General features: G+C 71.7%; 25 protein-coding genes. 21 read left to right on the top strand and 4 right to left on the bottom strand.

All coding sequences use genetic code 11. From position 1 onward, the window contains the following. Window positions 1-122: 122 nt before the first annotated feature. The 3 genes from pgsA to ACZ50K_RS21800 are packed head-to-tail and all read left to right on the top strand — an operon-like array spanning window position 123 to window position 2,925. Window positions 123-812, top strand: coding sequence for a phosphatidylinositol phosphate synthase (gene pgsA, locus ACZ50K_RS21810; protein ID WP_468905498.1), 690 nt, complete (start codon window positions 123-125; stop codon window positions 810-812). Then, window positions 812-1,759 carry a phosphatidylinositol mannoside acyltransferase gene (locus ACZ50K_RS21805; RefSeq protein ID WP_468905496.1) on the top strand — a complete coding sequence of 316 codons (948 nt, stop codon included), beginning with the start codon at window positions 812-814 and terminating at the stop codon, window positions 1,757-1,759. The genes pgsA and ACZ50K_RS21805 overlap by 1 nt, the downstream gene beginning before the upstream one ends. Further along, a complete protein-coding gene (locus ACZ50K_RS21800; RefSeq protein WP_468905494.1) occupies window positions 1,756-2,925 on the top strand; it encodes a glycosyltransferase family 4 protein in 1,170 nt (389 codons plus the stop codon). The genes ACZ50K_RS21805 and ACZ50K_RS21800 overlap by 4 nt, the downstream gene beginning before the upstream one ends. Window positions 2,926-2,937: 12 nt before the next feature. Here ACZ50K_RS21800 and ACZ50K_RS21795 read toward each other — a convergent pair whose 3' ends face one another. Then, the gene (locus tag ACZ50K_RS21795; RefSeq protein ID WP_468905492.1) at window positions 2,938-3,543 is read right to left on the bottom strand and encodes a hypothetical protein; all 606 of its coding nucleotides are present in this window, start codon (window positions 3,541-3,543) and stop codon (window positions 2,938-2,940) included. A gap of 118 nt (window positions 3,544-3,661) precedes the next feature. Here ACZ50K_RS21795 and ACZ50K_RS21790 point away from each other — a divergent pair, with 118 nt between their 5' ends. From ACZ50K_RS21790 to ACZ50K_RS21735, 12 genes are all read left to right on the top strand, one after another. Then, window positions 3,662-4,201: a LemA family protein gene (locus tag ACZ50K_RS21790; RefSeq protein ID WP_468905489.1), complete on the top strand. Its 540-nt coding sequence runs from the start codon at window positions 3,662-3,664 to the stop codon at window positions 4,199-4,201. A 136-nt stretch (window positions 4,202-4,337) separates the two neighbouring features. Continuing rightward, window positions 4,338-5,255, top strand: a complete 918-nt coding sequence (gene pdxS / locus ACZ50K_RS21785; protein ID WP_468905487.1) for a pyridoxal 5'-phosphate synthase lyase subunit PdxS — start codon at window positions 4,338-4,340, stop codon at window positions 5,253-5,255. Between the two features lie 6 nt (window positions 5,256-5,261). Further along, window positions 5,262-5,864 (top strand): pyridoxal 5'-phosphate synthase glutaminase subunit PdxT, encoded by a 603-nt coding sequence (pdxT, locus tag ACZ50K_RS21780; RefSeq protein ID WP_468905485.1) that lies wholly within the window; start codon window positions 5,262-5,264, stop codon window positions 5,862-5,864. Window positions 5,865-5,921: 57 nt separating this feature from the next. Then, window positions 5,922-6,674: a YebC/PmpR family DNA-binding transcriptional regulator gene (locus ACZ50K_RS21775; RefSeq protein WP_468905483.1), complete on the top strand. Its 753-nt coding sequence runs from the start codon at window positions 5,922-5,924 to the stop codon at window positions 6,672-6,674. 123 nt (window positions 6,675-6,797) lie between these two features. Continuing rightward, the gene (gene ruvC / locus ACZ50K_RS21770; RefSeq protein ID WP_468906001.1) at window positions 6,798-7,373 is read left to right on the top strand and encodes a crossover junction endodeoxyribonuclease RuvC; all 576 of its coding nucleotides are present in this window, start codon (window positions 6,798-6,800) and stop codon (window positions 7,371-7,373) included. Then, complete coding sequence (gene ruvA / locus ACZ50K_RS21765) at window positions 7,370-8,005, top strand: Holliday junction branch migration protein RuvA (RefSeq protein ID WP_468905481.1); 636 nt, start codon at window positions 7,370-7,372, stop codon at window positions 8,003-8,005. Before ruvC ends, ruvA begins: the two co-directional genes overlap by 4 nt. Before the next feature lie 47 nt (window positions 8,006-8,052). Next, window positions 8,053-9,123, top strand: a complete 1,071-nt coding sequence (ruvB, locus tag ACZ50K_RS21760) for a Holliday junction branch migration DNA helicase RuvB (protein WP_468905478.1) — start codon at window positions 8,053-8,055, stop codon at window positions 9,121-9,123. A 163-nt stretch (window positions 9,124-9,286) separates the two neighbouring features. After that, complete coding sequence (gene yajC, locus ACZ50K_RS21755; RefSeq protein WP_468905476.1) at window positions 9,287-9,745, top strand: preprotein translocase subunit YajC; 459 nt, start codon at window positions 9,287-9,289, stop codon at window positions 9,743-9,745. Window positions 9,746-9,900: 155 nt separating this feature from the next. Next, window positions 9,901-11,709, top strand: coding sequence for a protein translocase subunit SecD (secD, locus tag ACZ50K_RS21750; protein ID WP_468905473.1), 1,809 nt, complete (start codon window positions 9,901-9,903; stop codon window positions 11,707-11,709). Window position 11,710: 1 nt separating this feature from the next. Continuing rightward, window positions 11,711-12,784: a protein translocase subunit SecF gene (gene secF / locus ACZ50K_RS21745; protein ID WP_468905471.1), complete on the top strand. Its 1,074-nt coding sequence runs from the start codon at window positions 11,711-11,713 to the stop codon at window positions 12,782-12,784. Beyond that, window positions 12,781-13,332 (top strand): adenine phosphoribosyltransferase, encoded by a 552-nt coding sequence (locus tag ACZ50K_RS21740; protein ID WP_468905468.1) that lies wholly within the window; start codon window positions 12,781-12,783, stop codon window positions 13,330-13,332. The genes secF and ACZ50K_RS21740 overlap by 4 nt, the downstream gene beginning before the upstream one ends. A gap of 182 nt (window positions 13,333-13,514) precedes the next feature. Further along, window positions 13,515-15,968 (top strand): RelA/SpoT family protein, encoded by a 2,454-nt coding sequence (locus ACZ50K_RS21735; protein WP_468905466.1) that lies wholly within the window; start codon window positions 13,515-13,517, stop codon window positions 15,966-15,968. Between the two features lie 100 nt (window positions 15,969-16,068). Here the strand turns inward: ACZ50K_RS21735 and ACZ50K_RS21730 are convergent, their stop codons facing one another. Continuing rightward, the gene (locus ACZ50K_RS21730) at window positions 16,069-17,298 is read right to left on the bottom strand and encodes a DUF349 domain-containing protein (RefSeq protein ID WP_468905463.1); all 1,230 of its coding nucleotides are present in this window, start codon (window positions 17,296-17,298) and stop codon (window positions 16,069-16,071) included. 195 nt (window positions 17,299-17,493) lie between these two features. Beyond that, a complete protein-coding gene (locus ACZ50K_RS21725; protein WP_468905461.1) occupies window positions 17,494-18,276 on the bottom strand; it encodes a peptidylprolyl isomerase in 783 nt (260 codons plus the stop codon). 140 nt (window positions 18,277-18,416) lie between these two features. Here ACZ50K_RS21725 and ACZ50K_RS21720 point away from each other — a divergent pair, with 140 nt between their 5' ends. From ACZ50K_RS21720 to ACZ50K_RS21700, 5 genes are all read left to right on the top strand, one after another. After that, the gene (locus ACZ50K_RS21720) at window positions 18,417-19,136 is read left to right on the top strand and encodes an MBL fold metallo-hydrolase (RefSeq protein WP_468905458.1); all 720 of its coding nucleotides are present in this window, start codon (window positions 18,417-18,419) and stop codon (window positions 19,134-19,136) included. Window positions 19,137-19,146: 10 nt separating this feature from the next. Beyond that, window positions 19,147-20,409, top strand: coding sequence for a histidine--tRNA ligase (gene hisS, locus ACZ50K_RS21715; RefSeq protein WP_468905456.1), 1,263 nt, complete (start codon window positions 19,147-19,149; stop codon window positions 20,407-20,409). 76 nt (window positions 20,410-20,485) lie between these two features. Continuing rightward, window positions 20,486-21,100, top strand: coding sequence for a vitamin K epoxide reductase family protein (locus tag ACZ50K_RS21710; protein WP_468905453.1), 615 nt, complete (start codon window positions 20,486-20,488; stop codon window positions 21,098-21,100). A gap of 40 nt (window positions 21,101-21,140) precedes the next feature. Then, on the top strand, window positions 21,141-22,493 hold the full coding sequence (locus tag ACZ50K_RS21705; RefSeq protein ID WP_468905451.1) for a replication-associated recombination protein A: 1,353 nt from the start codon (window positions 21,141-21,143) through the stop codon (window positions 22,491-22,493). A 22-nt stretch (window positions 22,494-22,515) separates the two neighbouring features. Further along, complete coding sequence (locus ACZ50K_RS21700) at window positions 22,516-23,241, top strand: HNH endonuclease family protein (protein WP_468905449.1); 726 nt, start codon at window positions 22,516-22,518, stop codon at window positions 23,239-23,241. Window positions 23,242-23,262: 21 nt separating this feature from the next. Here the strand turns inward: ACZ50K_RS21700 and ACZ50K_RS21695 are convergent, their stop codons facing one another. Beyond that, on the bottom strand, window positions 23,263-24,030 hold the full coding sequence (locus ACZ50K_RS21695; RefSeq protein ID WP_468905998.1) for a DUF2470 domain-containing protein: 768 nt from the start codon (window positions 24,028-24,030) through the stop codon (window positions 23,263-23,265). 264 nt (window positions 24,031-24,294) lie between these two features. On the opposite strand from ACZ50K_RS21695, the gene rpsD reads away from it, so the two are divergent. Next, entirely contained in the window at window positions 24,295-24,906 is a 612-nt protein-coding gene (gene rpsD, locus ACZ50K_RS21690; protein ID WP_150210796.1) for a 30S ribosomal protein S4, read from the top strand. Window positions 24,907-24,918: the final 12 nt, after the last annotated feature.

Below are 24,918 nucleotides of genomic sequence, written 5' to 3'. Positions count from 1 at the left end.
CGTGCGGGGTGCGCACGTGACACAACGGCGGGTGCGCGGCGTCGGCGGCCCCGGGTGCTGGCTACGATGGGCCAGCCGGTGGCCGTGGTGGCCGTGCGGCCCAGCGACCCCCTGGGAAGGCCATGCTGAACAAGTACGCGCGTGCATTCTTCACGCGTGTTCTCACACCGTTCGCCACGTTCCTGCTGCGGCGGGGGGTGAGCCCGGACGCGGTCACGCTGATCGGCACCGCCGGAGTGGTCGCGGGCGCGCTGATCTTCTTCCCCCGGGGCGAGTTCTTCTGGGGCACCATCACCATCACCGCCTTCGTCTTCTCGGACCTGGTGGACGGGAACATGGCCCGGCAGGCCGGTGTCTCCAGCCGCTGGGGCGCCTTCCTGGACTCCACCCTGGACCGGGTGGCGGACGCGGCGATCTTCGGCGGGCTCGCCCTCTGGTACGCGGGCGGCGGCCACGACAACGTGCTGTGCGCGGTGGCGATCTTCTGCCTGGCCAGCGGCCAGGTGGTCTCCTACACCAAGGCCCGCGGCGAGTCCATCGGTCTGCCGGTGGCGGTCAACGGGCTCATCGAGCGGGCCGAGCGGCTGGTGATCTCGCTGGTCGCGGCCGGCCTGTCCGGGCTCCAGACCTTCGGCGTGCCCTCGTGGATCGGCGTGCTGCTGCCGATCGCCCTGTGGGTGGTCGCGGTCGGTTCGCTGGTGACCCTGGTCCAGCGGGTGGTGACCGTACGCCGCGAGTCCGCGGAGGCGGACGCCGCTGCCGCCGCGGAGGCCTCCGGCGCGGGCGCCTCCCCGGAGAGCGGCACCGTCTGATGGGCCGGGTGCGGGAGGGGCTCCCGCTGAAGGACCGGCTGGTCGACGGGCTCTACGGGGCCGGCTGGGCCGGGGTGAAGAAGCTTCCCGAACCGGCCGCCGCGGCCCTGGGCCGGAAGATCGCCGACATCGCCTGGAAGCGGCGCGGGGCCGGGGTGCTCCGGCTGGAGTCCAATCTGGCCCGGGTGGTGCCCGAGGCCTCCCCGGAGCGGCTGCGCGAGCTCTCCCGGGCGGGCATGCGCTCCTACCTGCGCTACTGGATGGAGTCGTTCCGGCTGCCGACGGTGCCCCGGGAGCGGTTCGGCCGGGACGTCCGGATCGAGGGCGAGGACATCCTCCGGGAGCACATGGCGGCCGGCCGCGGGGTGATCGTGGCCCTGCCGCACCTGGCCAACTGGGACCTGGCCGGCGCCTGGGCCACCGCGCACGCCGGGTTCCCGTTCACCACGGTCGCCGAGCGCCTCAAGCCGGAGACCCTGTTCGACCGGTTCGTCGCCTACCGGGAGAGCCTGGGCATGGAGGTGCTGCCGCACACCGGCGGCGCCGCGTTCGGGCTGCTCGCCCGCCGGCTGCGGGCCGGCGGACTGGTCTGCCTGGTGGCCGACCGGGACCTGTCGGCCACCGGGGTCGAGGTGGACTTCTTCGGAGCCACCGCCCGGATGCCCGCCGGTCCTGCCCTGCTGGCCCAGCAGACCGGGGCCGCCCTGCTGCCGGTCACCCTCTGGTACGAGGAGGGCGCCCGGATGTCCGGCCGGATCCACCCGCCGGTCCCGGTGCCCGGGACCGGCACCCGGCCCGAGAAGACCGCCGCGATGACCCAGGCGGTGGCCGATGTCTTCGCGGCCGGCATCGCCGCGCACCCCGAGGACTGGCACATGCTCCAGCGGCTCTGGCTCGACGACCTGGAACCGCGCCCGGCGCAGGCCGCGGCGGAGGCCGGCGCGTGAGGATCGGCATCGTCTGCCCCTACTCCTGGGACGTCCCCGGCGGGGTCCAGTTCCACATCCGCGACCTGGCCGAGCACCTGATCGGGCTGGGCCACCAGGTGTCCGTGCTGGCCCCGGCCGACGACGAGACCCCGCTGCCGCCCTACGTGGTCTCGGCCGGCCGCGCCGTCCCCGTCCCGTACAACGGCTCGGTGGCCCGCCTCAACTTCGGGTTCCTGTCCGCCGCCCGGGTGCGCCGCTGGCTGCACGAGGGCACCTTCGACGTGATCCACATCCACGAGCCGGCCTCGCCCTCGCTGGGACTGCTGTCCTGCTGGGCGGCCCAGGGCCCGATCGTCGCCACCTTCCACACCTCCAACCCGCGGTCCCGGGCGATGATCGCCGCCTATCCGATCCTGCAGCCCGCGCTGGAGAAGATCAGCGCCCGGATCGCGGTCAGCGAGTACGCCCGCCGCACCCTGGTCGAGCACCTGGGCGGGGACGCCGTGGTCATCCCCAACGGGGTGGACGTGGACTTCTTCGCCAAGGCCGAACCCAACCCGGACTGGGAGGGCACCACCCTCGGCTTCATCGGCCGGATCGACGAGCCCCGCAAGGGCCTCCCGGTGCTGATGGCCGCCTTCCCGAAGATCGCCGAGGCCTGCCCCGACGTCCGCCTGCTGGTGGCCGGCCGCGGTGACGAGGAGGAGGCGGTGGCCACCCTGCCGCCCGAACTGCGCGCCAGGGTCACCTTCCTCGGGATGGTCTCGGACGAGGACAAGGCGCGGCTGCTGCGCAGCGTGGACGTGTACGTGGCCCCCAACACCGGCGGCGAGAGCTTCGGCATCATCCTGGTCGAGGCCCTGTCGGCGGGGGCCGCGGTGCTCGCCTCCGACCTGGACGCCTTCGCCCAGGTGCTGGACCAGGGCGCGGCCGGCGAACTGTTCGCCAACGAGGACGCCGGGTCGCTGGCCGACTCCGCGATCGCCCTGCTCCGCGACCCGGACCGGCGCGCGGCCCTGTCCGAGCACGGCTCGGCGCACGTCCGGCGGTTCGACTGGTCCACGGTCGGCGCCGACATCCTGGCCGTCTACGAGACGGTCACCCTGGGCGCGGCGGCGGTCGCCGCCGACGAACGGGTCCCGCTGCGCACCCGGCTGGGCCTCACCAGGGATCCGGGGGCCTGACCGGGGCACGGCTCAGGGGACGGAGACGGTTCGGTCGGGGCGCCCGGAGGGGCCGACCCCGACCAGGTAGGTCTCACCGCCGACGGTCTCCAGCCGGACCCGGTCGGGCCCGTCCCAGACCACCGCGGACGGCTCGTGGGCCGTGGCGTCGCCGTGGAAGGTGCCGAGCAGCCAGCGCCGTTCCAGGGGCCGTTCGCCCTGCTGAACGTAGACCCGCCAGACCGGGTCCACGAAGGACCGCGCCTCGTACACGAGGAGCTGCCGGTCGGTCCGCCCCGGGGCCGCGGTCCGTGCCGACTCCGTCTCCCCGCCGGAGAGGAACTCGCCCAGCACCAGGGCCGGCAGGGCGGCCAGGCTCAGGCACAGGTAGCCGGCCGCCCGGAGCGAGCTCCGCCGCACCCCGAGGGCGAGGGCCCCGAACAGCGAGCCGAGGACCAGCCAGACGGCAGGTACCAGGTGCTGCCGGGCCGAGGCCAGGATCACCAGCCCGCCGTCACCGCCCCAGAGCCGTCCGGCCGCCGTCCAGCCGGTCACGGCGAGCGCCGCCAGGGCGAGGGCGAGCGCGAGCGGCCGGCAGCGCGCGGAGTCCCCGCGGCCGGCCGTGCGATGGCTCGTCATGGTCATGGCCAACCACGAGATCACGGGCCCGGTAGGCGGCCGGTAAGGCCCGCTCCGGACCCGCGCCGTCCGGACCCCCGCCGTCCGGGCCGGTCCCGGACCGGTAGTGTCACCCGGCGTGATCGAAACCCTTGTGTGGATCGCCCTGGCGCTCGGCGTCACCGGGGTCTACCTCAGCTGGACCGCCGGCCGCCTGGACCGGCTGCACTCCCGGATGGACGCGGCCCGGGCCGCCCTGGACGCCCAACTGCTGCGCCGGGCCTCCGTGGTGGTCGAGGTGGCCACCTCCGGGGTCCTCGACCCGGCCTCCTCGCTGGTGCTCTACGAGGCCGCGCACGCGGCCCGGCAGGCCGAGGAGGAGCACCGCGAGGTCGCCGAGAGCGAGCTCAGCCAGGCGCTGCGCGCGGTCTTCGGGGACGCGGCGCAGGTGGAGGCGCTCAAGGAGGCCCCGGGCGGCGAGCAGGCCGCCGAGGAGCTGGCCGCGGCGGTCCGCCGGGTGCCGATGGCCCGCCGGTTCCACAACGACGCGGTGCGCGCCGCCCGCGCGCTGCGCAGGCACCGCAAGGTCCGCTGGTTCAGACTGGCGGGGCACGCACCGTTCCCGCTCGCGTTCGAGATGGACGACGAGCCCCCGGCCGACCTGGCCGACCGCCCCTGATCCCGGCGCGGCCCCGACTTGTACCCGGCGGCCAAATCGGAAGAGGCCACCGGCTCCTTATTGGCCCTTGCAGTGGACTGGTCGGGGGAGGTTTGCTCGGGTCGAGTAGAACCCTTCCTTCGAGTGAGGTCACCCCGTGAGCACGCTTTCCCCCACCCCGCAGTCCGCCGAGTCCGCGATCGGCACCTCCCGCGTCAAGCGGGGCATGGCCGAGCAGCTCAAGGGCGGCGTGATCATGGACGTGGTCAACGCCGAGCAGGCGAAGATCGCCGAGGACGCCGGCGCCGTGGCCGTCATGGCCCTGGAGCGGGTCCCCGCCGACATCCGCAAGGACGGCGGCGTCGCGCGGATGTCCGACCCGAACATGATCGAGGAGATCATCGGCGCGGTCTCCATCCCGGTGATGGCCAAGTCCCGCATCGGCCACTTCGTCGAGGCCCAGGTCCTCCAGTCGCTCGGCGTGGACTACATCGACGAGTCCGAGGTCCTCACCCCGGCCGACGAGGTCAACCACTCCGACAAGTGGGCGTTCACCACCCCCTTCGTCTGCGGTGCCACCAACCTGGGCGAGGCCCTGCGCCGCATCGCCGAGGGCGCGGCCATGATCCGCTCCAAGGGCGAGGCCGGCACCGGCAACGTGGTCGAGGCCGTCCGCCACCTGCGCCAGATCAAGAACGAGATCGCCAGGCTGCGCGGCTTCGACAACAACGAGCTGTTCGCCGCCGCCAAGGACCTGCGCGCCCCGTACGAGCTGGTCAAGGAGGTCGCCGAGCTCGGCAAGCTCCCCGTGGTGCTGTTCTCCGCCGGCGGTGTGGCCACCCCGGCCGACGCCGCGCTGATGCGCCAGCTCGGTGCCGAGGGCGTCTTCGTGGGCTCCGGCATCTTCAAGTCCGGCGACCCGGCCAAGCGCGCCGCCGCCATCGTGAAGGCCACCACCTTCTACGACGACCCGAAGATCATCGCGGACGCCTCCCGCAACCTGGGCGAGGCCATGGTCGGCATCAACTGCGACACCCTTCCCGAGTCCGAGCGCTACGCCAACCGCGGCTGGTAACCACTCATGACGAACACCCCCGCGACCCCCGTCATCGGGGTGCTCGCCCTCCAGGGCGACGTCCGGGAGCACCTGATCGCCCTGGCCGCGGCGGACGCCGTGGCCAGGCCGGTCCGGCGCCCCGAGGAGCTCGCCGAGATCGACGCCCTGGTGATCCCCGGCGGCGAATCCACCACCATGTCCAAGCTCGCCGTGCTGTTCGGCATGCTGGAGCCGCTGCGCGAGCGGGTGGCCGCCGGCATGCCCGTGTACGGCACCTGCGCCGGCATGATCATGCTGGCCGACAAGCTGCTGGACGGCCGGGAGGACCAGGAGACCCTGGGCGGCATCGACATGATCGTCCGCCGCAACGCGTTCGGCCGGCAGAACGAGTCCTTCGAGGCGAAGATCGACTTCGCGGGCGTCGAAGGCGGCCCGGTCGAGGGCGTGTTCATCCGCGCGCCCTGGGTGGAGTCCGTCGGCGCGGCCGTCGAGGTGCTCGCCTCGTACGAGGGCCACACCGTCGCCGTCCGCCAGGGCAACGTCCTCGCCACCTCCTTCCACCCCGAGCTGACCGGGGACGACCGCGTCCACGCGTACTTCGTCGAGATGGTGCGCGCCGGGCTGTAACGGTGTCCCGGTAGGATCTGAGGCGAACATTGTTGGTGACGCGAAGGAGACAGGCAGATGTCCGGCCACTCTAAATGGGCTACGACGAAGCACAAGAAGGCCGTGGTTGACGCCAAGCGCGGCAAGCTCTTCGCGAAGCTGATCAAGAACATCGAGGTCGCGGCCCGCATGGGCGGCGCCGACATCGACGGCAACCCGACCCTCTTCGACGCCATCCAGAAGGCCAAGAAGAGCTCGGTCCCGAACAAGAACATCGACTCCGCGGTCAAGCGCGGCGGCGGCCTGGAGGCCGGCGGCGCCGACTACGAGACGATCATGTACGAGGGCTACGGCCCCAACGGTGTCGCGGTGCTCATCGAGTGCCTCACCGACAACCGCAACCGCGCCGCCTCGGACGTGCGCGTGGCGATGACCCGCAACGGCGGCTCGATGGCCGACCCGGGCTCGGTCTCGTACCTGTTCAACCGCAAGGGCGTCGTCCTGCTGCCCAAGGGCTCGCTCTCCGAGGACGACGTGCTGGAGACGGTGCTCGACGCCGGCGCCGAGGAGGTCAACGACCTCGGCGAGAGCTTCGAGATCATCAGCGAGGCCACCGACATGGTCGCGGTCCGCACCGCGCTCCAGGAAGCCGGCATCGACTACGACTCGGCCGACTCCAACTTCCTGCCGACCATGCAGGTCGAGCTGGACGAGGAGGGCGCCCGCAAGATCTTCAAGCTGATCGACGCGCTGGAGGACAGCGACGACGTGCAGAACGTCTTCGCCAACTTCGACGTCTCGGACGAGGTCATGGAGAAGGTCGACGCGTAGCGTTCGCGCACACGCTCTGACGGCGGGCCGACGGGGACACATCCCGTCGGCCCGCCGTGTTGTCCGCGGCTGTCGGCGGCAGCCGATAGCCTGCACAAACAGGTGAGCGAAGAAGGGGGCGGGGTGCGCGTACTGGGTGTGGACCCGGGACTGACCCGGTGCGGTGTCGGCGTGGTCGAGGGAGTCGCCGGCCGCCCCCTGACCATGCTCGGGGTCGGGGTGGTCCGCACCCCGGCCGACGCCGAGATCGGCCACCGGCTGGTGGCCATCGAAGCCGGCCTGGAAGCCTGGCTCGACGAGCACCGCCCCGAACTCGTCGCGGTGGAGCGGGTGTTCAGCCAGCACAACGTCAGCACCGTGATGGGCACCGCCCAGGCCAGCGCGGTCGCCATGCTCTGCGCGGCCCGCCGCGGCATCCCGGTGGCCCTGCACACCCCCAGCGAGGTCAAGGCCGCCGTCACCGGCAGCGGACGGGCCGACAAGGCTCAGGTCGGCGCCATGGTCACCCGGCTGCTGCGACTGGACGCCCCGCCCAAGCCGGCCGACGCCGCCGACGCCCTCGCCCTCGCCATCTGCCACATCTGGCGGGCCCCCGCCCAGAACCGCCTCCAGCAGGCGGTCGCGCAGCACACCCAGCAAGCCCAGCAGGCGCGGTCCGCCCGGCGGCCCGCCCCCGCAGCGAAAGGCCGGACCCGATGATCGCCTTTGTGAGCGGCCCGGTGGCCGCACTCGCCCCCACCACCGCCGTGATCGAGGTCGGCGGCATCGGCATGGCCGTGCACTGCACCCCGAACACCATCGCCGGGCTGCGCACCGGCGAGCCGGCCCGGCTGGCCACCTCCCTGGTGGTCCGGGAGGACTCGCTCACCCTCTACGGCTTCGCCGACGAGGACGAGCGCCAGGTCTTCGAGCTCCTCCAGACCGCCAGCGGGGTCGGCCCCCGGCTCGCCCAGGCCATGCTCGGGGTGCACAGCCCCGACGCCCTGCGGACCGCCGTGGCCACCGGGGACGAGAAGGCCCTCACCGCCGTGCCCGGAATCGGCAAGAAGGGCGCCCAGAAGCTCCTGCTGGACCTCAAGGACAAGCTGGGCGCCCCGCTGGGCAGCAGCGGCCTGGTGGGCGCCCAGCGGGCCGGCCTGCACAGCGGTCCGGCCCCCTGGACTGACCAGCTGACCGCCGCCCTGATCGGCCTCGGCTACGCCGCCCGCGAGGCCGAGGAGGCCGTCGGCGCGGTCACCCCGCAGGCCGAGGCCGCCCTCGCCGAGACCGGCTCCGCCCCGGTCCCGCAACTGCTCCGGGCCGCCCTCCAGACCCTGAACCGCACCCGCTGACCCGGTCCGCCGCGCAGCCACCGTACGAACCGAGAAGGCAGACAACCGTGAACTGGGACGACGAGACGGACCCCGACACCGCCGCAGCCGCCGACCGCCTGGTGGGCGGGTCGGCGGACGGCGAGGACACCGCCGTCGAGGCCGCCCTGCGCCCCAAGGACCTCGGCGAGTTCGTCGGCCAGGAGAAGGTCCGCCAGCAGCTCGACCTGGTCCTCAAGGCGGCCCGGCAGCGCGGCGCCACCGCCGACCACGTGCTGCTCTCCGGCGCCCCAGGCCTGGGCAAGACCACCCTCTCCATGATCATCGCGGCCGAGATGGGCGCCCCGATCCGGATCACCTCCGGCCCGGCCATCCAGCACGCCGGGGACCTTGCCGCGATCCTCTCCTCCCTCCAGGAGGGCGAGGTGCTCTTCCTCGACGAGATCCACCGGATGTCCCGGCCCGCCGAGGAGATGCTCTACATGGCCATGGAGGACTTCCGGGTCGATGTGATCGTCGGCAAGGGCCCGGGAGCCACCGCCATCCCCCTGGAACTGCCCCCGTTCACCCTGGTCGGCGCCACCACCCGGGCCGGTCTGCTGCCCCCGCCGCTGCGGGACCGCTTCGGCTTCACCGGGCACATGGAGTTCTACGCCCCCGAGGAACTGGAACGGGTGGTGCACCGCTCCGCCCGGCTCCTCGATGTGGAAATCGACACAGCGGGCGCCGCCGAGATCGCCGGCCGGTCCCGCGGCACCCCCCGGATCGCCAACCGGCTGCTCCGCCGGGTCCGCGACTACGCCCAGGTCAGGGCCGACGGTGTGATCACCAAGGAGGTGGCCGGCACCGCCCTGGCCGTCTACGAGGTGGACGCGCGCGGCCTGGACCGGCTGGACCGCGCCGTCCTGGAGGCCCTGCTGAAGCTCTTCGGCGGCGGCCCGGTGGGCCTGTCCACCCTGGCCGTCGCGGTGGGGGAGGAGCGCGAGACCGTCGAGGAGGTCGCCGAACCCTTCCTGGTCAGAGAGGGTCTGCTGGCCCGGACCCCGCGGGGCAGGGTCGCCACCCCGGCGGCCTGGGCCCACCTGGGACTGGTCCCGCCGGTGGCACAGACCGGACAACAAGGGCTCTTCGGGGCCTGACGGCGCGGAGGTTCGACCCCCGTGGAACTGCGGTGAGATGCTGGGCGTTGTTCCATCGGTGCGGACTCGCCTAGACTCCGCCGATGCCGACCGTGCAGGTCGGCATGCCCACCCCCGTAGAAAAGGCCGCCTTCCGCGCGGTCGTGCGAAGGATCTTCGTCTCGTGAACCTCGTGACCTTCCTCCCGTTCATCGTGCTCATCGGGGCGATGTTCCTGATGACCCGCTCTGCCAAGAAGAAGCAGCAGGCTGCCGCGCAGATGCGCGACCAGATGACGCCCGGCACCGGAGTCCGCACCATCGGTGGCATGTACGCCACGGTCAAGGAGATCGGCGAGGACACCGTCACCCTTGAGGTGGCTCCCGGTGTCCACGCGGTCTACGCGAAGAACGCCATCGGCGCGGTCCTCGACGACGAGGAGTACAACCGCATCGTCCACGGCGCCACCGATGATCTGACCATCGACACGCCGGTGGTCCCGGACGACGCGTCCTCGCTGCTCGACTCCGAGGACAAGGCCGCCGGCCAGGCCCCGAAGCTGGACCTGGGCAAGAAGGACGAGCCCGCCGACGAGGAGCCGAAGAACGACGGCAAGACCGACGGCGAGACCGGCGCGAAGTAGCGCACACGACGGGGGGCCGTGTGCGCCTGACCGGCGCCCGCAGCGGTCCCCGTCAGTGACCCGTTTTCTGCGGGGGGCAGGGGTCCCCACACACATTTCGTGGCCGTCCGCGCGCTGACCCGGCGCGGGACGGTTGGACAGGGAGATACGACAAGGTGGCAGCACCGAAGAAGGGCCGGCGGCCCACGGGGGCTCAGGGGAGGCCGGGGCGTGCCCTGGCGATCATCCTGATCGCGATGGTGGCGCTCACCGCGGGGATGTTCCTCACCAAGCAGACGACGCCCAGGCTGGGCATCGACCTCGCCGGCGGTACGAGCATCACGCTGAAGGCGAAGAACGAGCCCGGCAAGCCGAACGCCATCAACGAGACCAACATGAACACGGCGGTCGGGATCATCGAGCGCCGCGTCAACGGTCTCGGCGTCTCCGAGGCCGAGGTCCAGACGCAGGGCCGCGACCACATCATCGTGAACATCCCCAAGGGATCGAACGAGAAGCAGGCGCGCGAGCAGGTCGGCACCACCGCCCAGCTCTACTTCCGCCCGGTCCTGGCCTACCAGGACAGCGCGATGGCCCCCGAGCCCACGCCCTCGGCGAACCCCTCGGGCGCCCCCAGCGGCTCCCCGAGCCCCAAGGCGAGCGCCTCGGGCTCCCCGAAGGCCGAGGACGGCAAGGGCGGCAAGTCCAGCCCGCCGGCCAGCCCGTCGTCCAGCGCCACTTCGCAGGGCCGTGCCGTCGGTGAGGCCCTCAAGGCCACCGGCAGCCCTTCGCCGAACCCCTCGGCGAGCCAGTCGAAGAAGGCAGACGACAAGGCCACCACCCCGGCGCCGACGCCGTCGACCGACCCCGCCGTCGCCGACATCCAGGCGAAGTTCGCCGCGCTCGACTGCACCAAGGAAGACCAGCGCGCCACCGCCGGCAAGAACGCCAAGCCCACCGACACCATCGTCGCCTGCGGCAAGCGCGGCGAGAGCTGGGGCAAGTGGATCCTGGGCCCGGCCGGCGTCGAGGGCAAGGACGTCAAGAGCGCCAAGGGCACCATCGACCCGCAGTCCGGCATGTGGATCGTGACCATGGAGTTCAACGGCCGCGGCTCCGACGCCTTCGCCAAGACCACCGGTCAGCTGGCCACCCAGCAGTCGCCGATGAACCAGTTCGCCATCGTGCTCGACGGCGAGGTCATCTCCGACCCGTCCGTCAGCTCCGCGATCACCGGCGGCAACGCCCAGATCTCCGGCGGCTTCAACCAGCAGTCCGCCCAGGACCTGGGCAACATGCTCTCCTACGGCGCCCTGCCGCTCTCCTTCCAGGAGGACAGCGTCACCACGGTGACCGCGGCGCTCGGCGGCGAGCAGCTGAAGGCCGGTCTGATCTCCGGCGCCATCGGCCTCGCCCTCGTGGTGATCTACCTGCTGGTCTACTACCGCGGTCTGGCGTTCCTCGCGATCGTCTCGCTGCTGGTCTCCGCGATCCTCACGTACACGATCATGGCGCTGCTCGGAAAGGGCATCGGCTTCGCGCTGAACCTGCCCGCCGTCTGCGGTGCGATCGTGGCCATCGGCATCACCGCGGACTCGTTCATCGTGTACTTCGAACGCATCCGTGACGAGATCCGCGAGGGCCGCACCATCAAGCCCGCGGTGGAGCGTGCCTGGCCGCGTGCCCGGCGCACCATCCTGGTGTCCGACTTCGTGTCCTTCCTGGCCGCCGCGGTGCTGTTCATCGTGACCGTCGGCAAGGTGCAGGGCTTCGCCTTCACCCTGGGTCTGACCACCCTGCTCGACGTGGTCGTGGTGTTCCTGTTCACCAAGCCGGTCATGACCCTGCTGGCCCGGACGAACTTCTTCGCGAGCGGCCACCCGTGGTCCGGTCTGGACCCGAAGCGGCTCGGCGCCAAGCCGCCGCTGCGCCGGTCCCGCCGCACCACCGCCTCGGCCGCCCCCCTCGAAGCAAAGGAGGCGTGAGATGTCGAAGCTGGGAGATCTCGGCGCCAAGCTGTACCGCGGTGAGGTCGGGTACGACTTCGTCGGCAAGCGTTTCCTCTGGTACGGCGTTTCCATCCTGATCACCATCGTGGCGATCGTGGCCCTGGCCGTACAGGGCCTCAACATGGGCATCGAGTTCAAGGGCGGTGCCGTCTTCACCACCCCGAAGACGGACGTCTCGGTGGCACAGGCCGCGGAGAGCGCGGAGAAGGCCTCCGGGCACGACGCGATCGTCCAGGAGCTCGGCACCGGCGGTCTGCGGATCCAGATCACCCAGCTGGACACCAACGCCGCCGCCGACGTGAAGAAGACCCTCGCCGCCGACCTCAAGGTGCCCGAGAAGGACATCAACGCGGACCTGGTCGGCCCCAGCTGGGGCGAGCAGATCGCGAACAAGGCCTGGACCGGCCTCGGCGTGTTCATGGTCCTCGTGGTGATCTACCTGGCGATCGCCTTCGAGTGGCGGATGGCCGTCGCGGCCCTGGTCGCGCTGATCCACGACCTCACCATCACCGTCGGCATCTACGCGCTGGTCGGCTTCGAGGTCACCCCGGGCACGGTCATCGGTCTGCTGACCATCCTCGGTTACTCCCTCTACGACACCGTCGTCGTCTTCGACGGTCTGAAGGAGTCCACCAAGGACATCACCAAGCAGACCCGCTCCACCTACAGCGAGCTGGCCAACAAGTCGGTCAACGGCACCCTGGTCCGCTCGATCAACACCACCGTGGTGGCGCTCCTGCCGGTCGCCGCGCTGCTGTTCATCGGCGGCGGCTTCCTGGGCGCCGGCATGCTGAACGACATCTCGCTGTCGCTGTTCGTCGGCCTCGCCGCCGGTGCGTACTCCTCGATCTTCATCGCGACCCCGCTGGTCGTGGACCTCAAGGAGCGCGAGCCGGCCATGAAGGCCCTGAAGAAGCGGGTGCTGGCCAAGCGGGCGGCGGCCGCCGCCCGGGGCGAGGACGTCACCGACACCGGTGCCGACGAGGACGAGGACTCCGCCGAGGTCGTGCCGCAGGCCCGTCCCGGCCGGGCGAGCGGCCACCGCCGGTGACCGCCCTCCCCGAGGGGGTCCGCGAGCTGTTGCTCGGCCGGATCACCGACGTCCCGGACTACCCCAAGCCGGGGGTGATGTTCAAGGACATCACCCCGCTGCTGGCGGACCCGGAGGCCTTCACGGCCTTGACGGAGGCGCTGGCGGCGCTGGCCGCCGAGCGCGGGGCCACGAAGATCGTGGGCCTGGAGGCCCGCGGGTTCATCCTGGCCGCCCCGGTGGCCGTCCGCGCGGGCCTGGGCTTCGTCCCGGTCCGCAAGGCCGGCAAGCTGCCCGGGGCCACCCTGGCCCAGTCGTACGAGCTGGAGTACGGCACCGCGGAGATCGAGATCCACGCCGAGGCGCTGGCCGCCGAGGACCGGGTCCTGGTCATCGACGACGTCCTGGCCACCGGCGGCACCGCCGGAGCCTCGCTGGAGCTGATCCGGCGGGCCGGCGCCCAGGTCGCCGGAGTGGCGGTACTGATGGAGCTGTCCTTCCTGCCCGGCCGGGCCCGGCTGGAGCCGGCCCTGGCCGGCGCACCACTGGACGCGCTGATCGTGGTCTGATTGGCCGGATTGCCTCTGGCGAAGCGGCGGGCCGCCCTTCCGGGATCATCTCCCGGGGGCGCCCGCCGCTTCGCCGTTCCGGCCCGCACCGGGCCCGGCCGGGGAGAACGCCATCCGGCGGGGCTCGCTACCATGGGTTGTCCGGACCTGACCGGGGCCCCGGATCCGCTTGAGGAGCACTCTTGCCAGACGAGGTCCAGCCCATCTCCGCCGCGCAGCCCGACCCCGCCGCCGGGCCGACCGGGCAGGCCGCCGCCGCGCCCGAGCCGACCGCCCCGCCGGCCCCCGCGCCCCCGGCCGCACCCCCGGTCCGACCGGCGCCGGTGAAGCCCGCCGGGTCCTCCAACCGGGTCCGGGCCCGCCTCGCCCGGCTCGGGGTGCAGCGCTCGAACCCGTACAACCCGGTGCTGGAACCGCTGCTGCGGATAGTCCGGAGCAACGACCCCAAGATCGAGACGGCCACCCTCCGGCAGATCGAGCAGGCCTACCAGGTCGCCGAGCGCTGGCACCGCGGCCAGAAGCGCAAGAGCGGGGACCCGTACATCACGCACCCGCTCGCGGTGACCACCATCCTCGCCGAGCTGGGGATGGATCCGGCCACCCTGATGGCGGGTCTGCTGCACGACACCGTCGAGGACACCGAGTACGGGCTGGAGCAGCTGAGACGGGACTTCGGCGACGCCGTCGCCCTGCTCGTCGACGGGGTCACCAAGCTCGACAAGGTCAAGTTCGGCGAGGCCGCCCAGGCCGAGACCGTCCGCAAGATGGTCGTCGCCATGGCCAAGGACCCCCGGGTCCTGGTCATCAAGCTCGCGGACCGCCTGCACAACATGCGCACCATGCGCTACCTCAAGCGGGAGAAGCAGGAGAAGAAGGCCCGCGAGACCCTGGAGATCTACGCTCCGCTGGCCCACCGGCTGGGCATGAACACCATCAAGTGGGAGCTGGAGGACCTCGCCTTCGCGATCCTCTACCCCAAGATGTACGACGAGATCGTCCGGCTGGTCGCCGAGCGCGCCCCCAAGCGGGACGAGTACCTCGCCGTGGTCACCGACGAGGTGCAGACCGACCTCCGGGCCGCCCGGATCAAGGCCACCGTCACCGGCCGCCCCAAGCACTACTACAGCGTCTACCAGAAGATGATCGTCCGCGGCCGTGACTTCGCGGAGATCTACGACCTGGTGGGCATCCGCGTCCTGGTGGACACCGTCCGCGACTGCTACGCGGCCCTCGGCACCGTCCACGCGCGATGGAACCCGGTCCCCGGCCGGTTCAAGGACTACATCGCGATGCCCAAGTTCAACATGTACCAGTCGCTGCACACCACGGTCATCGGGCCCAGCGGCAAGCCGGTCGAGCTCCAGATCCGCACCTTCGACATGCACCGCCGCGCCGAGTACGGCATCGCCGCGCACTGGAAGTACAAGCAGGAGACCGTCGCCGGGGCCTCCAAGATCCGCACCGACGTGCCGCGGGCCGGCAAGGGCACCGCCGGCCAGGACACCGTCAACGACATGGCCTGGCTGCGCCAGCTGCTGGACTGGCAGAAGGAGACCGAGGACCCGGGCGAGTTCCTGGAGTCCCTGCGCTTCGACCTGTCCCGCAACGAGGTGTTCGTCTTCACCCCCAAGGGCGATGTCATCGCCCTCCCGGCCGGCGCCACCCCGGTGGACTTCGCCTTCGCCGTCCACACCGAGGTCGGCTACCGGACCATAGGGGCACGGGTCAACGGCCGACTGGTCCCGCTGGAGTCCACCCTGGACAACGGGGACCTGGTCGAGGTCTTCACCTCCAAGGCGGAGGGCGCCGGACCCTCCCGGGACTGGCTCGGCTTCGTCAAGTCGCCCCGCGCCCGCAACAAGATCCGCGCCTGGTTCTCCAAGGAGCGCCGCGACGAGGCCATCGAGCAGGGCAAGGACGCCATCGCGCGGGCCATGCGCAAGCAGAACCTGCCGATCCAGCGGATCCTGACCGGGGACTCCCTGGTCACCCTCGCCCACGAGATGCGCTACCCGGACATCTCCTCCCTCTACGCGGCCATCGGCGAGGGCCATGTCTCCGCGCAGGCCGTGGTCCAGAAACTGGTCCAGGCCCTCGGCGGCGAGGAGGCCGCCAACGAGGACATCGAGGAGAGCGTCCCGCCATCCCGCGGCCGCTCCAAGCGGCGCGGCAGCGCCGACCCCGGCGTGGTGGTCAAGGGCGTCGAGGACGTCTGGGTCAAACTGGCCCGCTGCTGCACCCCGGTCCCCGGCGACCCGATCATCGGCTTCGTCACCCGCGGCAGCGGGGTCTCGGTGCACCGGGCGGACTGCGTGAACGTGGACTCGCTGTCCCAGCAGCCGGAACGGATCCTGGAGGTCGAGTGGGCCCCCACCCAGTCCTCCGTCTTCCTGGTCGCCATCCAGGTCGAGGCGCTGGACCGGTCCCGGCTGCTCTCCGACGTCACCCGGGTCCTGTCGGACCAGCACGTCAACATCCTGTCGGCGGCCGTCCAGACCTCCCGGGACCGGGTGGCCACCTCCCGCTTCACCTTCGAGATGGGCGACCCCAAGCACCTCGGGCACGTCCTGAAGGCCGTCCGCGGCGTGGAGGGCGTCTACGACGTCTACCGGGTCACCTCGGCCCGCAGGCCCTGACGCACCCGCGCCGGCACCCGCCGGCGCACCCGCACAGACGACCGGGCCCCGGTACGGAGATCCGTACCGGGGCCCGGTCGTGTGCCGCGGGGTCCGGGGCTCAGCCGCCGAACTCCTCCAGACCCTTCAGGGCCTGGTCCAGCAGCGCCTGCCGGCCCTCCAGCTCACGGGCGAGCTTGTCGGCCTTGGCGTTGTTGCCGGCCGCGCGCGCCGCGTCGATCTGGGTGCGCAGCTTGTCCACGGCCGCCTGCAGCTGACCCGTCAGACCGGCCGCACGGGCCCGCGCCTCCGGGTTGGTGCGCCGCCACTCGGTCTCCTCGGACTCCTGGATGGCACGCTCCACGGCGTGCATCCGGCCCTCCACCTTCGGCCGGGCGTCCCGCGGGACGTGCCCGATGGCCTCCCAGCGCTCGTTGAGGGACCGGAACGCGGCCCGGGCCGCCTTCAGGTCCGTCACCGGGACGAGCTTCTCGGCCTCGTCGGCCAGCTCCTCCTTCAGCTTCAGGTTCTCCACCTGCTCGGCGTCCCGCTCCGCGAAGACCTCGCCACGGGCCGCGAAGAACACGTCCTGGGCCCCGCGGAAGCGGTTCCACAGCTCGTCCTCGGCCTCCCGCTGGGCGCGGCCGGCCGCCTTCCAGTCCGCCATCAGCTCGCGGTAGCGGGCCGCCGTCGGACCCCAGTCGGTCGACTTCGACAGCGACTCGGCCTCGACCGCCAGCTTCTCCTTGACCTTGCGGGCGTCCTCGCGCTGCGCGTCCAGCGAGGCGAAGTGGGCCTTGCGGCGCTTGGAGAACGCGGAACGGGCGTGCGAGAAGCGGTGCCACAGTTCGTCGTCCGACTTGCGGTCCAGCCGCGGCAGACCCTTCCAGATGTCCACCAGGGCGCGCAGCCGCTCGCCGGCGCTGCGCCACTGGTCGCTCTGCGCCAGCTGCTCGGCCTCGGTGACGAGGTCGTCCTTGGCCTTGCGGGCCTCGTCGGTCTGCTTGGCCTTGGCGACCTTGCGCTCCTCGCGGCGCGAGTCCACGCTGGCGACGAGCTTGTCCAGCCGGGTCCGCAGCGCGTCGAGGTCGCCCACCGCGTGGTGCTCCTCGACCTGCGTCCGCAGGTGGTCGATCGCCGTCTGGGCGTCCTTGGCGGACAGGTCGGTGGTCCGCACCCGCCGTTCGAGGAGGCCGATCTCGACCACCAGCCCCTCGTACTTGCGCTCGAAGTAAGCCAGGGCCTCCTCGGGGGTCCCCGCCTGCCACGAACCGACGACCTGCTCGCCCTCGGCAGTACGCACGTACACGGTGCCCGTCTCATCGACACGGCCCCACGGGTCGCTGCTCACAGCGCCTCCTCCACCTGATGCCTGCGCGGGGGTCGCCCCCACGGCATCGTCCACAGTTCCTGGGGCGGGCCGCGCCCGCCCTGCACAACGCAAACATAGGCGACCGCCGGGCCGGCTGTCCGCATCCCGCACGACGGAATATCGGCGGGGACGCGCCACGGGCCGCCCGGCGGCCGGTCCTTCGTGACCGTACGGTCAGTTCTTCGTGACCGTGGCCTTCTTGATGGCGACTTCCTTCTTCGGGGCGATGCCGCCCGTCACGGTGCCCTCCTTGGCCACGTCCTGGACGATCTTCAGACCGGCCGCGTCCATGGTGCCGAAGGGGGTGTAGGTCGGGGCCAGCGGGCTGTCCTTGTACACCAGGAAGAACTGGCTGCCGCCGGAGCCGGGCTGGCCGGTGTTGGCCATCGCCACGGTGCCCGCCGGGTAGATCACCTGGCCCTGCGCGTCCGGCTTGCCGAGCGCGGTCAGGTTCTCGTCCGGGATGTTGTAGCCCGGGCCGCCCTGGCCGGTGCCCTCGGGGTCGCCGCACTGGAGCACGAAGATGCCCTCGGTGGTGAGGCGGTGGCACTTGGTGTTGTCGAAGTACCCCTGGTCGGCGAGCGACTTGAAGGAGTTCACCGTGTTCGGGGTCTTCGCCGCGTCCATGCTGATCTTGATGTCGCCCTGGTTGGTGCCCAGGGTGAAGGTGTACTTCGCCTTCTGGTCGATCGACATCGCGGGCGAGGCCGAGGTCTTGGGCGTCGGCGTGGGCTGGGCCGAGGGGGAGTTCTGCGCGCTCGGCTCACCGGAGGAGTCCCCGCCGCTGAACACCCCGCCCACGGCCAGGCCGATCAGGGTGGCGGCCACCACGGCCGCCGCGGCGCCGATCACCACCGTGCGCTGGCGCGTCTTGCGCCGGGCCTCGGCGCGGCGCTGCTGCTGACGCTCGAACTTCTCTCGGGCGAGCTGACGCCGCCGCTGATCGCTCGTGACCACCTGGGTCGTCTCCTTGTGCGTTTCTGGTACCGGTGTCCGGAGGGAAGGCTAGGCCGTACCGTATATGGGTTCGCTGTGCGATGAGTGGCGCCGGTACCCTCTGATCAGCAGCAATATCCGCGGCCGACGTGAGGACCATCGTGCTGATTGCCGGATTCCCCGCCGGGGCCTGGGGCACCAACTGCTATCTGGTCGCCCCCGCCGCAGGTGAGGAGTGCGTCATCATCGACCCGGGCCACCAGGCCGCCCAGGGAGTCGAGGAGACGCTGAGGAAGCACCGCCTCAAGCCCGTCGCCGTGATCCTCACCCACGGCCACATCGACCATGTGGCCTCCGTGGTCCCGGTCTGCGGAGCCCATGACGTCCCCGCCTGGATCCACCCCGAGGACCGCTACATGATGAGCGACCCGGAGAAGGCCCTCGGCCGTTCCATCGGCATGCCGCTCATGGGCGAGCTGACCGTCGGCGAACCGGACGACGTCCGCACCCTCACCGACGGCGCCGCGCTGGAGCTCGCCGGCATGCGGTTCTCGGTCGCCCACGCCCCCGGCCATACCAGGGGGTCGGTGACCTTCCGGATGCCCGAGGCCGCGGACGTCCCGCCGGTGTTCTTCTCGGGCGACCTCCTCTTCGCCGGCTCCATCGGACGCACCGACCTGCCCGGCGGCTCCCACGCCGAGATGCTCGAATCGCTGGCCCGCGTGTGCCTGCCGCTCGACGACTCGACCGTGGTGCTGTCCGGCCACGGTCCCCAGACCACCATCGGGCGGGAACGCGCGACCAACCCGTACCTCCGGGAAGTCGCCGCGGACCACCCGCAGCGCGGAGCCGGCAGCCCCGCTCCACGACGAGGAATGTGACGAGAGTTTCGTGAGCACCTTCAAGGCCCCCAAGGGCACCTACGACCTGATCCCGCCCTACTCCGCCAAGTACCTGGCGGTCCGCGAGGCCATCTCCGGGCCCCTGCGGAAGTCGGGCTACGGATACGTGGAGACCCCCGGCTTCGAGGACGTGGACCTCTTCGCCCGCGGCGTCGGCGAGTCCACCGACATCGTGACCAAGGAGATGTACACCCTCACCACCAAGGGCGGCGCCAACCTGGCCCTGCGCCCCGAGGGAACCGCCTCGGTGCTGCGCGCGGCCCTGGAGGCCAACCTCCACAAGGCCGGCGGCCTGCCGGTCAAGCTCTGGTACTCCGGGTCCTACTACCGCTACGAGCGCCCCCAGAAGGGCCGCTACCGGCACTTCTCCCAGGTGGGCGCCGAGGCGATCGGCGCCGAGGACCCGGCCCTGGACGCCGAGCTGATCATCCTGGCCGACCAGGCGTACCGCTCGCTGGGCCTGTCGAACTTCCGGATCCTGCTGAACTCGCTGGGCGACAAGGAGTGCCGCCCGGTGTACCGGGAGGCCCTCCAGTCCTTCCTGGCCGGCCTGGACCTGGACGAGGAGACCGTCCGCCGCGCCGCGATCAACCCGCTGCGGGTCCTCGACGACAAGCGGCCCGAGGTCCAGAAGCAGCTGGTCGGCGCCCCCATGCTGGCCGACTACCTGTGCGACGCCTGCAAGACGTACCACGAGGAGGTGCGCGCCCTGATCGGCGCCGCCGGCGTGGTCTTCGAGGACGACGCCAAGCTCGTCCGCGGCCTGGACTACTACACCCGCACCACCTTCGAGTTCGTCCACGACGGCCTGGGCTCCCAGTCCGCGGTCGGCGGCGGCGGCCGCTACGACGGCCTGTCCGAGATGATCGGCGGCCCCGCGCTGCCGTCGGTGGGCTGGGCGCTCGGCGTGGACCGCACCGTACTGGCCCTGGAGGCCGAGGGCATCGAACTGGACATCCCGCCCACCACCAGCGTGTTCGCGGTGGCCCTGGGCGAGGAGGCCCGCCGGGTGCTCTTCGGTGCGGTGGTGGAACTCCGCCGGGCCGGGATCGCGGCCGACTTCGCCTTCGGCGGCAAGGGCCTCAAGGGCGCCATGAAGGACGCCAACCGCTCGGGAGCCCGCTTCACCGTGGTCGCCGGCGAGCGGGACCTGGCCGAGGGCGTGGTCCAGCTCAAGGAGATGGAGACCGGCGAGCAGGGCGCCGTACCGGTGGCCGAGCTCGTGGAGACCCTCCGCACCCGGCTGGCCTGACCCCGCAGCGTGCCGGGTCCGGGGGGACCGCCTCCCCCCGGACCCGGCACGTTCGCGTTGCGGCAGAATGCTCCCCATGACGACTACCGCTGCACAGGCCGCCCCGGCCCCCCGGACCACCGGTGGCAGCCGGGTACTGGCCTGGCTGCTGGTGGTCACCGGCGCGATGGGCCTGCTGGCCGCCTGGGTGATCACCATCGACAAGTTCAAGCTGCTCGAAGACCCGGACTTCGTCCCCGGATGCAGCTTCAACCCCGTCGTGGCCTGCGGCAACATCATGAAGAGCGAGCAGGCGGAGGCCTTCGGCTTCCCCAACCCGATGCTCGGGCTGGTCGCCTACGGCATGGTGATCTGCGTGGGCATGAGCCTGCTGGCCGGGGCCCGGTTCCGCCGCTGGTACTGGCTCACCTTCAACGCCGGGACCCTGTTCGGCGTCGGGTTCTGCGCCTGGCTGACCTACCAGTCCCTCTACAACATCAACTCGCTGTGCCTGTGGTGCTGCCTGGCCTGGGTCGCCACCATCGTCATGTTCTGGTACGTCACCGCGCACAACGTCCGCGAGGGACTGCTGCCCGCCCCGGGCTGGCTGCGGCGCTTCCTCGACGAGTTCACCTGGGTGCTCCCGGTGCTGCACATCGGGATCATCGGGATGCTGATCCTCACCCGCTGGTGGGACTTCTGGACCTCCTGAGCCGGGACGGGCTGTCGGCGGGCTCGCTTAGGCTTCCGGTGTGGAACCAGATCTCTTCACCGCCGCAGCCGAGGAACGCCAGGAGAAGGACCCGTCCAGCTCCCCGCTCGCCGTCCGGATGCGCCCGCGCACCCTGGACGAGGTGGTCGGCCAGCAGCACCTGCTGAAGCCCGGATCCCCGCTGCGACGCCTGGTCGGCGACGGCGCGGGCGGTCCGGCCGGCGCCTCCTCGGTGATCCTCTGGGGCCCGCCCGGCATCGGCAAGACCACCCTCGCGTACGTGGTGAGCCAGGCGACCCGCAAGCGGTTCGTGGAGCTGTCGGCCATCACCGCCGGGGTCAAGGAGGTCCGGGCGGTCATCGAGGGCGCCAAGCGCGCGGCCGGGGGGTACGGCAAGGAGACCGTCCTCTTCCTGGACGAGATCCACCGCTTCAGCAAGGCCCAGCAGGACTCGCTGCTCCCGGCGGTGGAGAACCGCTGGGTGACGCTGGTCGCGGCCACCACCGAGAACCCCTACTTCTCGATCATCTCCCCGCTGCTGTCGCGCTCGCTGCTGCTGACCCTGGAACCGCTGACCGACGAGGACCTGAGCGCCCTGATGCGGCGGGCGCTGACCGAGGAGCGGGGGCTGGGCGGGGCGGTGACCCTGCCCGCCGACGCGGAGGCCCATCTGCTGCGGATCGCCGGCGGCGACGCCCGCCGGGCGCTGACGGCACTGGAGGCGGGGGCCGGGTCGGCGATCGCCAAGGGCGAGCGGGAGATCACCCTCGAAACCGTGGAGGAGGCCGTCGACCGGGCCGCCGTCCGCTACGACCGGGACGGCGACCAGCACTACGACGTGGCCTCGGCGCTGATCAAGTCCATCCGCGGCTCCGACGTGGACGCCGCCCTGCACTACCTGGCCCGCATGATCGACGCGGGGGAGGACCCCCGGTTCATCGCCCGGCGGCTGATGATCTCGGCGAGCGAGGACATCGGGCTGGCCGATCCGACGGCGCTGCCGATCGCGGTGGCCGCGGCCCAGGCGGTGGCCATGATCGGTTTCCCGGAGGCCGCGCTCACCCTCTCCCACGCCACCATCGCGCTGGCGCTCGCCCCCAAGTCGAACACCGCCACCACCGCGATCGGCGCGGCCCTGGCCGATGTCCGGGCCGGGCTGGCGGGCACGGTCCCGGCGCATCTGCGGGACGGGCACTACAAGGGGGCCGCCAAGCTGGGGCACGCCCAGGGGTACGTCTATCCGCACGACGTGCCGGGGGGCATCGCCGCCCAGCAGTACGCACCGGACGCTATCCACGGCAAGCGCTACTACGAGCCCACCCGCTACGGCGCGGAGGCCCGCTACGCGGACATCGCCGAACGGGTCCGCGCCCGCCTCCGCGGCGAGACCTGATCCGGAGCCTAGGCTCCGCCCCATGGGTCACCGACGCGAAGCCGTCCCGGCAGCCGCCGTGCTCGCCGCGGTCCTGCTGCTCTGCGGCTGCCATCACGGGGACGGGCGGGACCCGGTCCGGGGGACCGCGCCGCTGGTGGGGGAGGGGAGGGTGCCGCTCGCGAGCCCCGGCTTCCCGCCCTCGGCGGAGACCGCCCGGCGGGAGCTGGCCGGGCTGGCGGTGGAGTGGGGCCGCAACTGGCAGACGTACAGGCGGGAGGAGTTCGGCCGCTACTGGTCGGACGACACCGACGCGGTCGGCGGCCGGAACGGCTGCGACACCCGGGACGACGTGCTCCGCCGGGACCTCTCCGAGCTCCGGGAGGGGGACCGCAACCCCTGTGTGGTGGTCTCCGGGGTGCTGCACGACCCGTACACCGGCAAGGAACTGCCCTACACCTACCGCAGGGCCTCGCAGATCCAGACCGATCACGTGGTGGCGCTGGGCGCGGCCTGGCGCGGCGGGGCGTACGCCTGGACCCCGGAGCGGCGGCTGGCCTACGCCAACGACCTCGACGTGCTGCTGGCCGTGGACAAGCAGACCAACCAGGACAAGGGCAGCAGGACGGCCGACAAGTGGCGGCCGCCGCGGCGGGCCTACTGGTGCGAGTACGGGCGGCGCTACGTCGGCATCAAGGCCAAGTACCGGCTGAGCGTGACCCCGCCCGAGAAGACGGCGCTGGGGGAGCTGCTGGCCGGCTGCCCCTGAGCCGGTCGGGCGGCCCGGGGCTCAGGCGGTGTCCGGGGCGGCGGCCGCGGCGAAGAGGTGGTGCATCGCGCGGCGCATCCCGCACACGTCCGTGACCGGCTCGGGGAAGTCGAAGCGCGCGTCGAAGGAGGCGCCCGGGTCCTCACCGGGTCCGGCGACGAACCGGACCCGCAGCCCGAGCCGGTCCAGGGCGAGCGGGACGGGCCGCAGGGTCCGGCCGGCGCCGGCCCGCGGTCCCAGCAGTCCGCGCAGATCGGCGATCCGGTTGCCGTGGGCCGCGTGCAGGTGCTGGAGCAGTTCGGTCTCGTGGGCCATCAGCGGGTCGGGGAGGGCTCCGGCGAGGGCCTCGGGGTCCACCCGTTCGGCTCCCCACAGGTCGTCGAGCGTGATCTCGTCGATCTCCAGCCGCAGCAGCATCCAGGCGGGCCGGCCGTACTGGCCGGGCGCCGGGTCGGGGTGCAGCGGGTCGCCCATGCCGAGGAGTTCGCCCACCGGGTGGCGTTCCGCGAGCAGGGTGGTGCAGGCGGTCCGGTCGGCCGCGCCGCGGACCGGGGTCAGCCAGCCGGACAGCCGGGCGCGGCCCCGGATACGATGGGGCACGGACACGGGCGCCACATCAGTGATCTCGATCACCGCGGGCAGGTCGTCGTCCTGGGCGTGAGCGGCTGCCCTGGCGGCCGCGGATTCCCCTGAGACAAGGAGAAGCACGTCCCCGTCCGGGGTGACGGTCCGCGCGGCCGGAATCCCCGTCCCGTACTCGCCGGAGTCCTGAGGGACCTGTGGCAGCAGCCGTGTGTCACGAGCACCCGGCAGAGTGAGGGATACTGAGGCGTTGGACTCTACGAGGGTTCGTACGCGCTCGGCTCCGGTGAGCTGTCGAGCGCCTTCCCTGGGACGCGGCTGACCTTGCCTACCGTCGTCGTAAGCGGACGTGGATTGTTTCTCGTCCGGACTGCGATGCGCACTGGGCAGGGGGATCCCATGCGGTCGAGACATTACGTCCTCCTCGAAATAAGGTAAGCCTCACCTAACTTACATGGAGGTAGGTTCCCCGTGAACCAGAAGCGACCCAAGGTCAAGAAGTCGCGTGCTCTCGGCATCGCGCTGACCCCGAAGGCCGTCAAGTACTTCGAGGCCCGCCCCTACCCGCCGGGCGAGCACGGCCGTGGCCGCAAGCAGAACTCGGACTACAAGGTCCGCCTGCTGGAGAAGCAGCGTCTGCGCGCTCAGTACGACATCTCTGAGCGTCAGATGGCCCGCGCGTACGACCGCGCCAAGAAGGCCGAGGGCAAGACGGGCGAGGCGCTGGTCGTCGAGCTTGAGCGTCGTCTCGACGCCCTGGTGCTGCGTTCGGGCATCGCCCGGACCATCTACCAGGCCCGCCAGATGGTCGTCCACGGCCACATCGAGGTCAACGGTGGCAAGGTCGACAAGCCGTCGTTCCGTGTCCGCCCGGACGACGTCATCACCGTGCGCGAGCGCTCCCGCGAGAAGCACCCCTTCCAGGTGGCTCGCGAGGGTGGCTACGCCGGCGAGGGCGAGGCCCCGCGCTACCTTCAGATCAACCTGAAGGCGCTCGCGTTCCGTCTGGACCGCGACCCGCAGCGCAAGGAGATCCCCGTGATCTGCGACGAGCAGCTCGTCGTCGAGTACTACGCCCGCTGATCCGGTCGTAGC

The sequence above is a fragment of the Streptomyces sp. NPDC033845 genome (assembly GCF_055576225.1).
This window is presented reverse-complemented; position numbering and strand designations above follow the sequence as displayed.

Coding starts and splice junctions, on each gene's coding strand:
- ACZ50K_RS21775 (WP_468905483.1), top strand. CDS start 5,922: ATGTCCGGCCACTCTAAATGGGCTACGACGAAGCACAAGAAGGCCGTG.
- ACZ50K_RS21805 (WP_468905496.1), top strand. CDS start 812: ATGGGCCGGGTGCGGGAGGGGCTCCCGCTGAAGGACCGGCTGGTCGAC.
- ruvA (WP_468905481.1), top strand. CDS start 7,370: ATGATCGCCTTTGTGAGCGGCCCGGTGGCCGCACTCGCCCCCACCACC.
- pgsA (WP_468905498.1), top strand. CDS start 123: ATGCTGAACAAGTACGCGCGTGCATTCTTCACGCGTGTTCTCACACCG.
- ACZ50K_RS21795 (WP_468905492.1), bottom strand. CDS start 3,543: ATGACGAGCCATCGCACGGCCGGCCGCGGGGACTCCGCGCGCTGCCGG.
- ACZ50K_RS21710 (WP_468905453.1), top strand. CDS start 20,486: ATGACGACTACCGCTGCACAGGCCGCCCCGGCCCCCCGGACCACCGGT.
- pdxT (WP_468905485.1), top strand. CDS start 5,262: ATGACGAACACCCCCGCGACCCCCGTCATCGGGGTGCTCGCCCTCCAG.
- secF (WP_468905471.1), top strand. CDS start 11,711: ATGTCGAAGCTGGGAGATCTCGGCGCCAAGCTGTACCGCGGTGAGGTC.
- ACZ50K_RS21700 (WP_468905449.1), top strand. CDS start 22,516: ATGGGTCACCGACGCGAAGCCGTCCCGGCAGCCGCCGTGCTCGCCGCG.